At 40.7% G+C, this 14,653-nt stretch carries 12 protein-coding genes and 1 pseudogene; 9 read left to right on the top strand and 4 right to left on the bottom strand.

The window, feature by feature from the left end; genetic code table 11:
* The first annotated feature begins 33 nt into the window (after positions 1–33).
* The 4 genes from NSTCB13_RS07110 (at position 34) to NSTCB13_RS07095 (ending at position 3,306) form a co-directional block, all read left to right on the top strand.
* On the top strand, positions 34–768 hold the full coding sequence (locus NSTCB13_RS07110; protein ID WP_448271787.1) for a DUF4079 domain-containing protein: 735 nt from the start codon (positions 34–36) through the stop codon (positions 766–768).
* Positions 769–807: 39 nt separating this feature from the next.
* Positions 808–2,226, top strand: a complete 1,419-nt coding sequence (locus NSTCB13_RS07105; protein WP_448271786.1) for a sensor histidine kinase — start codon at positions 808–810, stop codon at positions 2,224–2,226.
* Positions 2,227–2,290: 64 nt separating this feature from the next.
* Entirely contained in the window at positions 2,291–2,965 is a 675-nt protein-coding gene (locus tag NSTCB13_RS07100) for a response regulator transcription factor (protein ID WP_196527737.1), read from the top strand.
* Positions 2,966–3,012: 47 nt separating this feature from the next.
* Entirely contained in the window at positions 3,013–3,306 is a 294-nt protein-coding gene (locus NSTCB13_RS07095; RefSeq protein WP_448269125.1) for an antibiotic biosynthesis monooxygenase family protein, read from the top strand.
* Positions 3,307–3,703: 397 nt separating this feature from the next.
* Here NSTCB13_RS07095 and pcrA read toward each other — a convergent pair whose 3' ends face one another.
* Positions 3,704–6,031, bottom strand: a complete 2,328-nt coding sequence (gene pcrA / locus NSTCB13_RS07090) for a DNA helicase PcrA (protein WP_448271785.1) — start codon at positions 6,029–6,031, stop codon at positions 3,704–3,706.
* A gap of 15 nt (positions 6,032–6,046) precedes the next feature.
* Here pcrA and NSTCB13_RS07085 point away from each other — a divergent pair, with 15 nt between their 5' ends.
* The 4 genes and pseudogenes from NSTCB13_RS07085 to NSTCB13_RS07070 all read left to right on the top strand — a co-directional run bounded on the left by NSTCB13_RS07085 (position 6,047) and on the right by NSTCB13_RS07070 (position 8,790).
* A complete protein-coding gene (locus tag NSTCB13_RS07085; RefSeq protein WP_445628919.1) occupies positions 6,047–6,295 on the top strand; it encodes a hypothetical protein in 249 nt (82 codons plus the stop codon).
* Between the two features lie 348 nt (positions 6,296–6,643).
* Positions 6,644–7,612 carry a sodium-dependent bicarbonate transport family permease gene (locus NSTCB13_RS07080; protein ID WP_445628918.1) on the top strand — a complete coding sequence of 323 codons (969 nt, stop codon included), beginning with the start codon at positions 6,644–6,646 and terminating at the stop codon, positions 7,610–7,612.
* Positions 7,613–7,616: 4 nt separating this feature from the next.
* Positions 7,617–7,928, top strand: coding sequence for a P-II family nitrogen regulator (locus NSTCB13_RS07075; protein ID WP_322695628.1), 312 nt, complete (start codon positions 7,617–7,619; stop codon positions 7,926–7,928).
* 159 nt (positions 7,929–8,087) lie between these two features.
* Positions 8,088–8,790: pseudogene (locus tag NSTCB13_RS07070) on the top strand (carbonic anhydrase).
* Between the two features lie 211 nt (positions 8,791–9,001).
* Here the strand turns inward: NSTCB13_RS07070 and NSTCB13_RS07065 are convergent.
* On the bottom strand, positions 9,002–10,726 hold the full coding sequence (locus tag NSTCB13_RS07065; protein WP_448271784.1) for an ATP-binding protein: 1,725 nt from the start codon (positions 10,724–10,726) through the stop codon (positions 9,002–9,004).
* A 1,126-nt stretch (positions 10,727–11,852) separates the two neighbouring features.
* Between NSTCB13_RS07065 and NSTCB13_RS07060 the strand changes: the two genes are divergently transcribed.
* A complete protein-coding gene (locus NSTCB13_RS07060) occupies positions 11,853–12,290 on the top strand; it encodes a CAAD domain-containing protein (protein WP_445628915.1) in 438 nt (145 codons plus the stop codon).
* Positions 12,291–12,513: 223 nt separating this feature from the next.
* On the opposite strand, the gene NSTCB13_RS07055 is transcribed toward NSTCB13_RS07060, so the two are convergent.
* Together NSTCB13_RS07055 and NSTCB13_RS07050 are read right to left on the bottom strand one after the other, a co-directional pair.
* Positions 12,514–13,686, bottom strand: coding sequence for an S-layer homology domain-containing protein (locus NSTCB13_RS07055; protein WP_448271783.1), 1,173 nt, complete (start codon positions 13,684–13,686; stop codon positions 12,514–12,516).
* A gap of 148 nt (positions 13,687–13,834) precedes the next feature.
* The gene (locus NSTCB13_RS07050) at positions 13,835–14,647 is read right to left on the bottom strand and encodes a Uma2 family endonuclease (RefSeq protein WP_448271782.1); all 813 of its coding nucleotides are present in this window, start codon (positions 14,645–14,647) and stop codon (positions 13,835–13,837) included.
* Between the last annotated feature and the right edge of the window lie 6 nt (positions 14,648–14,653).

Here is a 14,653-nt window from a genome sequence, read left to right as displayed (position 1 = left end):
AACTAATTTGTAACTTTTGATGAGAGGTCAGATATGGAATTTAGAGATGCTATCTTGTTGTTACATCCAGCGATCGCAGTACTAGTAGTATTTCCCTTAATTGGCGTCATTATCAACCGCGCTTTACAAGTCCGTCAACGCCGATTGCAAACTTTAGCCATAGGTAAGAGTAAAATTCCCGCCACTGTAGGACAAGAGCATACCCAGTTGGGTCGCTGGCTAACAGGAGCAGTTGTAGGTATTGTTTTAATAGCGTTTGCCAACGATATTTTTGGTAATATTTTAGAAAATCAACTTTGGATTAAAGCACCATTTCAGGTAGTATTTATCGGATTATTGTTTGTGGCTGCGATCGCTTCTCTGTATTTCCTCTATCAGGCAAAACAGAAAAACTGGCGTGCCATATTTGCAACCCTCACAGGAATAGGATTAGTGGTGCTTGGATGTCAAGATGGTATCTACCGTAAAACTGACCAATGGTATACCTCTCACTATTATTATGGGATAACCTCTGCTCTACTGATGATTATTTCACTCTCTATTTTGCCAGAAATTTATAAAGATAAGACCAATCGCTGGCGCAAGGTTCACATTACTATTAGTTCCCTTGCTCTATTACTATTTATCGGGCAGGGGATAACAGGAACACGAGCATTGTTAGAAGTTCCCCTCACTTGGCAAGAACGCTATATCAATATGCTTTATGAGCAAAAATGTGATGTTAAACCTTGTATAGTTCAGCCACAATCTCTACCTAAAAATCAATAATGAATAACAATATTATCAATACTCTAGACAAAACTAAAAGTGAAGCAACCCACAAAGGTTTGGATAAATCTTGATCCTTTTTCATTACAATTACGGCTAACTATTGGTCTTGCTACATTTTCAACTTTAATATTAGGTAGTTTTGCTGCATGGACTAGTTGGAAAATGCAGCAAATTTTGATTGATAGTCGTAAACATAATATAGAAGAAATCACTGAGCGGTTGCCGCGTGATGTGCAACTTTACAGTGAAATGATGCAACCAGAAACTGGATTGCAAAAAGCTATTAATAACTTAGCAAGTACTAACCTATTTTTATGGTTAAAAAGTCCTGATAATAAAATTTTGATAAAATCAGCTACTTTGGATTTGTTATCTAACTCTACGGTGACTGAGTTAATGTCCCTTAGTAATATACAGATTAAACCACAAATTTACAAAGTTAATCAAAGGTACTTTGTTATCAGTAGTGGTCTTTTGCAAGTGCAGGGTAAGTATCTGGGTAAGCTATTTGTAGTGCATGATATTACTCGCGAACAGACAATGTTTATGGCAATGCTGCAAAGTTTGAATATTAGCTGTATTTTGGCAATTATTGTAATAATAACTATAAGTGCATTTTATATTAAGCGCTCTTTGCAACCACTGCGCCAGCTAAGTCAAATGACTTCTGTCATTTCTATAGAAGATTTAGGACAAGCACAACTATATGTTGATAATGCACCCAGCGAAGTCAAAGAATTAGCTCAAACTTTAACCATGTTGTTATCGCGTCTCTCACAATCTTGGGAGCAAGAACGAGAATTTGTAAGTAATGTTTCTCATGAGTTACGCACACCATTAACGATTGTACATGGTTACTTACAAAGCGTCTTGCGACGGCAGAATAACTTAACCGAAATTCAACAAGAAGCTTTAGAAACTGCTGCCTCAGAAGCCGAGCGTACCATTCGCTTGCTACAAGATTTACTTGATTTAGCACGAGCAGATAGTGGTTATTTGAATTTTCAGATGAAATCTTATGTCTTGAATGACTTAGTTGAAGAAGTCGTAGTGATGGCGCAAAAATATAGCGATCGCTTAATTACAATCGAGTCAACAACTTATCCCATCGAAGTTAAAATAGACTACAGCCGTTTTAAACAAATATTGCTCAATTTGATTGATAACGCTATTAAGTATTCTGAAGCTAGCACGCCGATAATTTTAAAGTTAAATCAGTTTCATGACAAAGCGATTATTCAAGTTTGTGACAAAGGTTATGGTATTCCATTACAACACCAAACACGGATTTTCGAGCGATTTTACCGCGTAGATGAATCCCGTTCTCATGCGACTGGCGGTTGTGGTTTGGGTTTATCCATTGTTAAAACACTTGTAGAGGGTATGGGGGGTAGTGTATCTGTGCAATCAAAATTAGGAGAAGGGAGTGTGTTTACCATCACTCTACTTACATAGCTAGTCAAAGTCAGGTTAAAGTAAACACTTTGATTGTCACTCTGTACACTTTAAAATCACAAATATGACAGCAAATATCCTCTTGGTTGAAGATGAAGTTAAACTAGCGCGATTTGTCGAACTAGAACTAAGTAGCGAAGGTTACAATATAAGCGTGGCACATGATGGCATCGCTGGTTTAACGTTAGCACGGGAGTTATCGCCAGATTTAGTCATTCTTGATTGGATGCTTCCAGGGCTGTCAGGCTTGGAAATCTGTCGTAGGTTGAGGGCAACTGGTATCTCAATACCAGTAATTTTACTGACAGCAAAAGATGAAGTTAACGATCGCGTGGCAGGTTTGGATGCAGGAGCTGATGATTATGTAGTCAAACCATTTAGTATAGAGGAACTGCTAGCTAGAATCCGCGCTCATCTACGCCGCACTCAAGAAACAGATCAAGATATTTTTCAGTTTGAAGACTTGAGTTTAAATCACCGGACTCGCCAAGTTTACCGGGGTAAGCGGGCAATTGAGTTAACCGCTAAAGAGTTCGACTTATTGGAATATATACTCTCACATCCCCGTCAGGTATTTACTAAAGACCAAATTCTACAAAAAGTTTGGGGTTACGACTTTATGGGTAATTCCAATATCATCGAAGTATACATCCGCTACTTGCGTTTAAAACTAGAGGAAAATAATGAAAAACGCTTGATTCATACGGTGCGTGGTGTGGGCTATGTACTTCGGGAATAGTAAATTGATATTATATAACATTATTTTAATTATCACCGAAAAACTTTATGATTCTTGAGGCAGTTATGCTTCATGTTAAACCTGGTTTGGAATCAGATTTTGAAGCTGCTTTCAAAAAAGCTTCTAAAGTTATTTCCTTAATGGACGGATATTTATCTCATGAATTGCATAAATGTATAGAAGTTCAAGGTAAATACTTATTACTTGTCAGGTGGGAAACTTTAGAATCTCATACTGTAGGATTTAGAAGTTCTGCTGAGTATCAAGAGTGGAAAAAACTTCTGCATCATTTTTATGAGCCATTTCCCACTGTTGAACACTTTGAAGAAATTGAAATATGAAAAACAATTAAGCTACAAAAACTCATCCTTTGATAAGTTCAAAAGAAGCTAGAGTTAATACAACCTAAGCTCAATTTATAAATGTTGGTGTTTTAGTTACAAATAACTCGTTATTAGATAAGTAAAACTAAAGTTGGGTTGAAGAAAATTAATGATTAGTTATCAAAAGTCCAAAAATGATAAGTAAAATAGGAGCTTTAGTTAATAAAACTTCTTCCTAACTTATTAATGAACAAGTTTTAGTTAGTCCGGCACGTTCTGGAGCTACAAATGAACAAGTTTTAGTTAGTACAGTATGTTCTGGAGCTATAAATGCTTCTTCTGTAGTTGACACAGCTTGTTCTGTAGCAACACACCATCAAAGTATAGTCAGTCTATTTGGTCGTTTAGAAACCTCTTACTCTACTCGTTGCAACTGCGCTACTCTGGGATCAATAATTTTTGGTGAAACAATACTAGCAAACTTAATCGCTACAGAAAGATTATTACCCCTTGGAAAAACATGAGTGATTTCACCAAGACCAAAGATTTTATGTAATACCCGATCGCCTACTTGCCAATTCTGCTTCGTGTCTTGCTTTCCATTAGAAATAGAGGCACTTTTGGTATAACTTTGACGACTCAGGCGTTGAGTAGTTAATAATTCTTCTGGCAATTCGTCGAGAAATTGCGATCGCACCGCAGGTTCGCGCGAACCATACAAACGCCGTTCCCGCGCGTGTGACAAATATAACCTTTCTTGGGCGCGAGTAATCCCCACATAACACAGGCGGCGTTCTTCTTCCAAAGATGCCGGATCGGACAGCGAACGGTAGCCGGGAAATAGCCCTTGTTCTAATCCTACTAAAAACACTACGGGAAACTCCAAACCTTTGGAAGCGTGCAAAGTCATCAAAGAAACGGCTGTCTGCCCTTCTTTTAAGTTATCCAAATCCGAACTGAGGGCAGCACTACTTAAAAAATCTCGCAGGGAAATTTCTTCGTTTTCTTCTTGAAATTGCAGTGCGGCGTTGTAAAGTTCCTGAACGTTTTGTACCCGATCTGTGGCTTCATCTGTGCCTTGATTCATCAAGTCTTGAACATAACCAGAGTCTTCTAATATTCCTTGCAAAACCTCTGTCACCGGAAGCGTAGCGACTTGTCCTTGCCAACGGCTAATCATTGCGGCAAAGTTATTTACAGCTTTTGTTGCCCGTCCAGCTAGTGTATTAACTGATGTTTCATCGATAAGTATTTCCCACAAAGTTGTCCCTAGTTGTTGAGAGGCGTTTACCAAAGCGTCAATAGTGGTTTTGCCAATTCCCCGCCGGGGAGTATTGATGACTCGTAATAAACTGACTGTATCAGCTGGGTTAGCGATCGCTCTTAAATAAGCAACTACATCTTTAATTTCTTTGCGATCGTAAAATCTCATTCCCCCTACAACTGTGTAAGGAATTTGAAATTTAACTAGCAATTCTTCAAAAGGACGAGATTGGGCATTTGTCCGATAAAGTATGGCAAAACTACCCCAATTTAATTCAGGATTTTTCTGTTCTAAAGTGCGAATTTGATGAATTACAAAGTCAGCTTCTTCTAGTTCATTATCCGCTTTATGAGAATAAATTTGCTCGCCCGGCCCCCGCGTCGGTTTGAGAATTTTATCAATTCGTTGGGTGTTATTTTCAATCAGTTCGTTAGCTGCTTGCAGAATATTTTCACAAGAACGATAATTTTCCTCAAGTTTTACCATTGTGCGGGTATCATCATCTGCTAAACCATCACCAAAGTTATTTTGGAATTCCAGCAAAATGGTGAAATCTGCCATGCGAAAACTGTAAATAGATTGGTCTGCATCACCAACTACAAAAACTGAGCGATTTTCCCATTCCCATTCACTCTTTTTGGTTTCACCATTAGTTACCAATAAATGAATAAGTTGATATTGAGTTCGGTTAGTATCTTGATATTCATCTACGAGAATATGGCGAAACTTACGATGCCAATAACCTAATACTTGTTCATTTTGTTGAAATAATCTAGTAGGTACGAGAATTAGATCGTCAAAATCCAAAGCGTTATTTTCTGCTAATTTATTTTGATAGCGATTATAAACATCGGCAATTACCCGGCCGCGATAATTGGGTTGCTCGTTTTCAAATTCTTGGGGTGAAAAGCCTTGGTTTTTGGCGTTACTAATAGCGTAGCGGACAGAGCGAGCATCAAACTTCTTATCGTCTAAATTTAGTTCTTTGTTAACGATTTCTTTTATTAAACTTATTACATCTGATTCATCAAAGATAGAAAAATTGCGATTCCACTTGCGTCCTTTTTCGTCTACGTATTTTTCAATATCAAAGCGGAGAATGCGAGAAAAGAGACTGTGGAAAGTGCCACACCATAAGTCTTTAATCGTATCTTTGTAAACTTGCGATCGCAGTAGCGTTTGTTGGTATTCTGTCAACAAATCCAATCGCTGACCGTGTTGTTTCATCGCCAGTTGTTCGGCAAACAAGCGTTGAATCCGTTCTTTCATTTCCCGCGCGGCTTTATTGGTAAAAGTAACCGCCAGGATATTTTCTGGATCGACACGGTGTTTCAAAATTAGATTTGCAATGCGATAAGTCAGCGCTCGTGTTTTACCGGAACCTGCGCCAGCAACAACTAGCAACGGGCCGCAGTAGTGTTCGACAGCTTGACGTTGGCTGGGGTTAAGGTGACTGAGAAAGTCGATGGTTGTTGTCATAGATGTGAAAAAGCGATGTCTCCGACGGTCACTGAGCGCAGCCGAAGTGCGGGCTACGCCTACGCCTGGGGTCACATCAATAGAAAGTCGCTATTGCCCAGATTACAACATCCTAACGAAACTTGGTCAACAAAGATTGTCAGGTATCATCTTTATCGGATTTATGCCAAAAATCCGCGAAACATCGACCACAACATTGTCGGGGCAATTCATAATTGCCATAACAATACGTTAATTTTTCTACGTAGAAAACTTAGCCACTAGTTATTCCGGTGCGTTGTGTCGTAAAATCAGCCACGGGGAATCAAACATCAAAACATCGTGAGCAAGCTCTAACTTGTTCTGTTGTCAACAGTAGGGGCAATTAAATTAATAAATTGCCCCAATACGTTTTTGTGGGGACATGACAATGTTTCCTAGACCGTGGTTTATTTGCTTGAAAAACACTGTAATACCTAACAGAAAGTATAGTCACCAATAAGACTATTCACTCTTTGAGTACCCAATTTACATTAGGTAACAATACCAGATACATCATCATTGAACCGTTAAATTTTTAAAGATGAAAAATTTCTTGAATTGTAGGTTTCACAAGTATAAAGAGGGGTGGATATGGATTTTAGCTTAGTTGTATCCAACATTTTGAATCCGCCAATTCTGTTTTTCTTTTTAGGCATGACTGCTATTTTTGTCAAGTCTGATTTAGAAATTCCCCCACCAGTACCCAAACTGCTTTCGTTGTATTTGCTGTTTGCAATTGGTTTTAAAGGAGGAGTAGAACTAATCAAAAGCGGACTGAATCAGGAAGTAATTCTAACACTCCTGGCAGCAATGTTGATGGCTTGTGTTGTTCCAATTTACACCTTTTTTATCCTGAAGTGGAAACTGGATACTTACGATGCTGCGGCGATCGCAGCAACCTATGGTTCTATCAGTGCCGTTACTTTCATCACTGCTGGTGCTTTTCTCACTGAGCTTGGTATTCAGTATGATGGTTATATGGTAGCAGCTCTGGCCCTGATGGAATCTCCGGCGATCATTGTAGGTCTGATCTTGGTAAGTATATTCACCGCCGATGAAAAGCGAGAATTTGCTTGGTCGGAAGTTTTGCAAGAAGCATTTCTTAATAGTTCAGTTTTTCTACTAGTCGGTAGCCTCTTAATCGGCGTCTTGACAGGAGAACGTGGTTGGCACGTATTAGAACCCTTTACTCAAGGATTGTTTTATGGCATTCTTACCTTCTTTTTACTAGATATGGGACTAGTGGCTGCCAGAAGAATTAAAGACTTGCAAAAAACCGGAGTTTTCCTGATTTTATTTGCCATACTAATTCCAATACTCAATGCAGGAATTGGATTAGCGATCGCCAAATTTATCGGTATGCCTCGCGGAGATTCGCTGTTGTTCGCTGTATTGTGTGCCAGTGCTTCTTACATCGCTGTCCCTGCGGCTATGCGGATGACTGTTCCCGAAGCAAATCCCAGCCTGTATGTTTCAACCGCTTTAGCAGTAACATTCCCGTTCAATATTATTGTGGGAATTCCGTTATATCTCTACGGAATTAACCTATTTTGGAGGTAATAATATGCACGTAGTTAAAAAGATAGAAATTATCGCTAACTCCTTTGAGCTTGCCAAAATTTTAGATAATTTAGACAAGTCGGGTGTACATAACCATGCCGTAATCCGAAATGTTGTTGGTAAAGGATTACGAGGAACGACAGAAGATTTAGACATGACCATGCTTGATAATGTTTACATCCTCGCGTTTTGTATGCCAGAACAACTCAAGCGTGTTGTCGAAAATATCAAACCAGTCCTTAATAAGTTCGGAGGTACTTGTTACGTTTCCGATGTAATGGAGATTCGCTCTGTCAGATGTGTTGCGTCGATGTAAGTAGGTTGGCGTAAATATTTGTAGTTGGGATAAAGCAGAAGGCAGTTCTTGCTGGAGGCAGGAGGAAAGAGGGTTGTAGGCTAGTTAATTTTTCTTCATATAATTTGATTTTTTCCCGCCGACTTACTTAAGAGAGTGATAAATTCAATGAAGCATTTCATAGAACGTCGTGACTTTTTGAAGTTAGGAATGACCGGGGCGTGTGGGATGATGCTATCTGCCAGCGATTTACTTTGGCGGGTAGAACAGGCTAAAGCTGCCGAAATTCCCTCAACTTCCCCTGAATCTCTCAGTCCCGATGCAGCATTGCAAAAGCTGATTGACGGAAATCAGCGCTTTGTCGCTCATCATCCCCAATACCCCGATCAATCTGAGCTGCGGCTGCACGAAGTTGCTCAAGCTCAACATCCATTTGCAACTATTCTTAGTTGTGCGGATTCACGAGTACCCGCAGAAATTGTTTTCGATCAAGGCATTGGAGACATTTTTGATGTTCGGATTGCCGGAAATATTGCCACACATGAAGCGATCGGCAGTATTGAATATGCAGTTGTCTTATTAGGTTCTCCACTGCTGATGGTGATGGGGTCATGAGCGTTGTGGCGCAGTAACCGCAGCTGTCCAAAACGAATCGTTACTCGGTGATATTAGTACTTTTGTGAAGGCAATTAAGCCAGCAGTGGAAAAGGTCAAAGATCAGTCGGGCGATGCAGTTGAAAATGCTGTGGTGGCAAACGTGCAATATCAAATTGAACGATTGAAGCGCTCAAAGCTTTTAACTGAGCAGGTGGAGTCAGGCAAATTGAAAATTGTCGGAGGACGTTACGACTTGGATACAGGGAGGGTGAGTATCATTACTTAATTCAGGGGAAACGGGAGCAGGGAGCAGGGGAGCAGGGAGCAGGGAGCAGGGAGCAGGGAGCAGGGAGCAAGGGAGCAGGGAGCAGGGAGCAGGGGGACAAGGGGGAATTATTGAACAAATCTCTCCCAAGTCTTCCCCCTCTTCCTTGTCTACCTTGTCTCTTTTCCATGCCCAATCCCCAATGTCCAATGCCCAATCCCCAATCCCCCATTCAATCCTGCACAGTCATTGGCAGACGAATAGTGAAAGTAGAACCAATTCCTGGCTGACTTTTGACAATAATTTCACCACCCATCATCTGACAAAAGTGGCGGCTAATTGCCAAACCCAGTCCTGTACCTCCATACTTTTTCGTCGTTGAAGTATCACCTTGGGTAAAAGGTTGAAATAACTGCTGCTGTTGACGGTTAGACATACCAATACCTGTGTCGGTAACGGTGAAAATAATGCTGCCCAAAGGAGCTTCCGGTCGAAATTCATCCTTTTCTATGTTGACTGTCAGCGTTACCTTGCCGTTTGTAGTAAATTTACTGGCGTTGCTGAGTAAGTTTAACAATACCTGCCGCATCCTAGTTTGATCGGCGTACATTGTGCCAAGTTGCTCATCAAAATTGACTTCTAAAATATTGGCATTTTTTTCTATAGCTGGTTTGACTGTGAGAACAACGTTATGAATCAGCGTGGCAATCTCGAATGTCTCAGGATACAGGGTCATTTTCCCCGCTTCAATTTTTGACAAGTCGAGGATTTCGTTAATCAAGTGCAGTAGATGCTTACCAGCAGCGTTAATTGTTTCTAAGTCGGTGATAAAGTCTGGCGATAAACCAAGATCGGTAGCGTCGTCTTCTAGTAGTTGGCTTAAGCCAATGACAGCATTTAACGGTGTGCGTAATTCGTGGCTGACATTGGCCAAAAATATGCTTTTTGCTTTGCTAGCAGCTTCGGCTAATTCTTTAGCTTGTTGTAGTTCTTTTGTTCGCTCAGATACGCGCTCAATCAGACGATTTAGAGATTTGGCAAGTAGCCCAATTTCATCTTCAGTGGTAACAGGCGCTCGCAAATCAAAATTATGTTTCCTTGCAACTTGTTCAGCTACCTGGGTTACAGTGATAACTGGTTCAGCGATCGCTCGACTAGTACGCCAAGCTACAATCGCTGCGATCGCTACCGAAACCAGCATACTCACGATCACGATCAACCGTTCAACTATTCTCGCCTGCTCAACGGCATTTTGCCTTTCTTGCTCTTGATCTTGGGCAGTTTGCAGGATGTTAGTCAAGCTTTGAGAAAGCTGGTCTAGGCGCATGGCTGTTTCACCACGCATTATTGTTAATAACTGCGATCGGGCCGAAGAAATTTTCTGAGGCTGCACTTTTGGGGAGTCAATTTTCTGTAAGACGACCTCGATTTGGTCAACGTAGGCTTTTAAATTAGTCTTATAATCCAGCAATAATGTCTGTAAAGTTGAACTTGTTGCTGCTAGTCTTTTAGGTTTACTATCGATAAATCCGCCAATTTTTGACTCTAGTTGCTTGGCTTTTTCAACATTTTCCAGAAAATCAGCTTTTTTGCTTTGCAGTTGTTGTGAATTTTCTAATACAGCAACTAGGTTATAACTATGTAATTGCGCCCCTACTACTGCATCTTTATAATTACTCAGTAGTTGTCCTTGTTCATAAGCTTGATTGAATTGTCTAACTTCCCTTCCTCGGTAGTAATTAGCAATCACTAACCCAGTCAGTGAGCCAAAAAAGCCAATTCCAATAGCTACAAAGTACCCATAACCAATTTTTTGATGGATACGCCAAGAACTAGCTTTGAGTTTCCCTCGTGAAGGAAATTCTATAGTTGGGAGTTCGTCTGTCGATGGCTCTTCGGCTGACACTTTTTTGCTTTCTGAACTGCTGTAGATAGGGGTTGGCTTTTGAGTCGGCATTTCTCAAACCTCCTTGCCTTCCCGCAAAAATAATCAAATTAGTTTAGATTGTCAAAATACCTTAATTAGTCATTAACATCTACATTATCTTCTTTTATCGCAAGAGCAAATCATTGCTTGCTAGATAATTAGTACCACCTTAAATTATATAAGTAAATTTTCCAACTATTTATCTAAGTATAATTACTAGTTTAAAATAACTGACTTTTTTTAGGATCGACGATATAATTTCCTCCACCAAAGACCCACCTGAGAGCGTCTTCTCCTTACTACTACACTACTTTCCACAATATGCAGTTGATAGCAAGCAATGAGTTCTTGCGATCGCTTAAGCCACTACTCTACCTTACTGCTTCCTTATAAAATTAATACAATCAGGAAAAAAACAAAAGGTTTTATACTTGTTGGGGATGGGACATTGGGGATTGGGGATTGGCCAAACAGGGCGTTGGGAGTACTGAGTGCTGAGTGCTGTGTGCTGAGTTAAGAGTTAAGAGTTAAGAGTTTTGTTTATCTCCTTGTCCCCTTGTCCCCTTGTCCCCCTGCCCCCCTGGTTACTGAGCGTAGTCGTTGGCGTAGCCTCTCGTAGAGAAGTATGCTCCCCTGCTCCCACATTCCAGGCACAATTATCATAAAACAGGTTAAAAGTCTAGTCTATATGAACGCACAAAAAAATTTATTACGTATTAATATCAATACGAATGCGTGAATTGACGAACGCGGCTTAAGATAGCTTTAATATCGGATAAAATCGGCTTCTAGGCTTATATAAATGAGAAGTGGAGTGATTTTTGCATAATTTGTACTTAGATTTAGTACGATTATGAGCAAATGACACAGAATGGGATAATCACAACCTGAGGATTCCAGTTGATTCCAAAAATAGAACTCAGGAAGTTGATTATAATACATCCTGCTGCCTTCTGAGTTCTATTCTCCTACTGACTGTCTATCTTGTAGTTGATGCAGTAGATAGTATGGGGCAACTATGGTTATAGGACACTAAAATCTTTTTGTGCCTTTCACCAAATTGTACTGATTCACAAGTACATTACCTAATCAACAATCTTTTGGTTGTAATTATCCAGATTAGAAAAACTCAACTGTCAAATTAATAGGAGTGAAAATGCCAGAACAAGAATTTACCGAAACCCCATCTAAAGAAACTACAGTGGCAGAGATCAACAGCCAAACGGGAACCATCACCAAACTCCAGCCTCCGGCACAGTCTCAAGATGAATGGCTAAAATACGGGGAGCAAATTTCTACCTTTTTAGCAACATTACCAGATTATCTGGGAAGCTTCTTTAATCAATATAAGCAACCCCTGGTAACAGTTGGTTTGATTGTAGGATCAATTGTTGCCGTTAAAGTACTCTTGGCAATATTAGATGCTTTGAATGATATCCCTTTGGTAGCACCTACTTTTGAGCTGATCGGTATTGGTTACTCTGCCTGGTTTGTTTACCGTTATTTACTCAAAGCCTCAACCAGGAAAGAGTTAACGAGTGAAATCACCACTCTTAAATCACAAGTTGTCGGCAAACAAATTCCAGAAGCTTAATATCTTATCGCTTCTCTATGAGACGCTACGCATAGCTTGCTCTTTGTAGAAGTACGCTCTAATTCCAAATTCCTGAAGACTGGACGCCGGAAGTCGGTGTCCAGTCTTCTCTCAAAGTTCCTGATAAAATCTCTAAGAATTTGTAATATCAAGACTACACCCATAACGCTAGTACCCGTAGAAGTCGCTTCCTGCGATCCTTGGTTTAATTACAAATTAATAATTATTGTTGAGGCGAACCTCCGGTGGGCAATTTAACTTTTGGGTTCGGTTTTGGAGTCTGTGGAAGTTCTGGAGATATTTTAGGCGATACCTGCGGCGGGCTAGCCCTACGCACTATATTCGGAGATGTAATTGCCGCCAGTTTGCCCCGTTTGACTAAAGCTTGATGAATCATCGCCGCCACTTCCGCGCGACTAGCTACTTTGTTGGGATCGAGGACTTGAGGATTTGGATAGTTAACTACCAGACCATTGGTTGTAGCAGCAGCAATTTTGCCTACAGCATAAGATGGAATGTCTTTAGCATCTTTATAGACACTGATAATCTGATTTGGAGAAGTGGGTGCTTTTAAATTCAACCCACTGACAAGGGCAACTAAAACTTGCACTCGTGAAATATTTTGTTGTGGTTTGAAGGTTTTTTTCGGGTAGCCCTTGAGAAATCCCGCACTGATGGCTTGGTCAATTGCTGAAGTTGCCCAGAATTTTGTTGGTACATCTTGAAATGCGATCGCAGTCTTAGACGGTTCTTGGTCAAAAGCTTTTTCTAGTATGGCAGCAAATTCAGCGCGGTTTACAGGCTGATTTGGTCTAAAAGAATAATCAGGAAACCCTTTGAGAATCCCACGGGCAGAAAGAACGTCTATAAAACGCCTACCCCAAAAGTCATTAGGCACATCGTTAAATGCAATTGGCGGCGGAATGATTGATTTTGGTTTTGCCGGAGTTACTAAAGGCAACGCTGATGATTTGAGTGATGACTCAAGTTCTGTTGCAGGAGATATAGGTCTTTGTGGTTGTGGGGATTGAGTTGGGATTACCAGAATAGATGGTAACGTTGCGCGGTAAGGAGTTGCGCTGTTAGTTGGGAATGAAGGTGTCTTGGGTTCAACAACAGCTTCAGGTGAAGAATAGGGCAAAACGTTGTTGGGGACTGTATAAGGTTCTACCTTGCCAGTAGGAGAGGGCAATACTTGATTTGGTTGAACGCTAGGAGATAGAGTGGAGGAAGGCAACAGCAATCCGTTTAAGTTCCAGCTAGAATCTCTGCGGGACAATGACCAAAAAAGAATCGCTCCGATAGTGGTGAAGGCAACCAAAATGGCTATAAATTCATCAAAGCCAAGGGCCGTTTTTGGGGATGACTCCGGTTCGGAAGGAGGTCTATTTGTCATCGTGATTACCCTGCTAGCAGTAAAATTTGTGTCTAAACAAATTAAGCCACAGATGACTCTTTTACACCAGCCCTTTTTTAATTCGTAATTCGTAATTCGTAATGAGGCTTCTGCGTCGCTAACGTAATTCGTAGTTTGTAGTACGGTATTAGATTTCTGGTTCAACGCCGAGCGATCGCAATTGGGCAGCTAGGCGATCGGCTCTTTGGGATTCTTGTTCGGCTCTTTGGGATTCTTGTTCTGCTCTTTGGGATTCTTGTTCGGCTCTTTGGGATTCTTGTTCTGCTCTTTGGGATTCTTGTTCTGCTCTTTCATCGCCACTCAACAACAAATTACCTTGTAAATCCCACCAACGCAGCCAGGGTAATTCTACATTCTGATATGTTCCCTGCCATAAGCCTAATTCAACACCCAAAGCAACTATAGGATAATGTCCTCGTTCATTTGCTGGTAAAACTTGATACTGTCCTTCAATTAGATGATAAACTTCTAGGCTGGCTTTACTCGCTTCATAAATGCCGTAAAAGGCAGGACGAATCACCTGCTCATAAATCCAAAATTTACCCTTCAAAGGAGTTTTATCTCGTTCTTCACTTCCGTCCCCAGAGACAAATTCTAAGACAATCAACGGGGCAATAAACTCTCGCCACATCACATAAGAACGTCGGGTTTGTCCATTGAGCAAAAATGGTACATTCGGGACATAAAACCAATCTGGTGCTTCCGCGCCTTTTTCAAGGGGATCGGTCAACCGCCAGTAAATCCCTAAGTCTTGCCCTATACAGTATTCACCTTCAGGATTTAATTGCTTGAGGAGGGGTGTAATAGAGTCAGTTAGTAGGAGGCTTTGGGGATGCTCTTGCCAATTTTTCACGAACGTACCATTGGACTCAGGAAGTTGAGTATGATCCGGGAAAGGGAAAGGAGCGAGGGCGTTGGGTGGATTGGTTATAGAGGTCATAACGCT

The sequence above is a fragment of the Nostoc sp. DSM 114160 genome (genome assembly GCF_053470305.1).
The sequence above is the reverse complement of the archived record's forward strand: the minus strand, read 5'-3'. Positions and strand labels throughout refer to the sequence as shown.

What these genes read in the sequence shown, in the direction of transcription:
- NSTCB13_RS07110 (WP_448271787.1), top strand. Translation starts at nt 34, where the DNA reads ATGGAATTTAGAGATGCTATCTTGTTGTTACATCCAGCGATCGCAGTA.
- NSTCB13_RS07100 (WP_196527737.1), top strand. Translation starts at nt 2,291, where the DNA reads ATGACAGCAAATATCCTCTTGGTTGAAGATGAAGTTAAACTAGCGCGA.
- NSTCB13_RS07095 (WP_448269125.1), top strand. Translation starts at nt 3,013, where the DNA reads ATGATTCTTGAGGCAGTTATGCTTCATGTTAAACCTGGTTTGGAATCA.
- pcrA (WP_448271785.1), bottom strand. Translation starts at nt 6,031, where the DNA reads ATGACAACAACCATCGACTTTCTCAGTCACCTTAACCCCAGCCAACGT.
- NSTCB13_RS07085 (WP_445628919.1), top strand. Translation starts at nt 6,047, where the DNA reads ATGTCTCCGACGGTCACTGAGCGCAGCCGAAGTGCGGGCTACGCCTAC.
- NSTCB13_RS07080 (WP_445628918.1), top strand. Translation starts at nt 6,644, where the DNA reads ATGGATTTTAGCTTAGTTGTATCCAACATTTTGAATCCGCCAATTCTG.
- NSTCB13_RS07075 (WP_322695628.1), top strand. Translation starts at nt 7,617, where the DNA reads ATGCACGTAGTTAAAAAGATAGAAATTATCGCTAACTCCTTTGAGCTT.
- NSTCB13_RS07065 (WP_448271784.1), bottom strand. Translation starts at nt 10,726, where the DNA reads ATGCCGACTCAAAAGCCAACCCCTATCTACAGCAGTTCAGAAAGCAAA.
- NSTCB13_RS07060 (WP_445628915.1), top strand. Translation starts at nt 11,853, where the DNA reads ATGCCAGAACAAGAATTTACCGAAACCCCATCTAAAGAAACTACAGTG.
- NSTCB13_RS07055 (WP_448271783.1), bottom strand. Translation starts at nt 13,686, where the DNA reads ATGACAAATAGACCTCCTTCCGAACCGGAGTCATCCCCAAAAACGGCC.
- NSTCB13_RS07050 (WP_448271782.1), bottom strand. Translation starts at nt 14,647, where the DNA reads ATGACCTCTATAACCAATCCACCCAACGCCCTCGCTCCTTTCCCTTTC.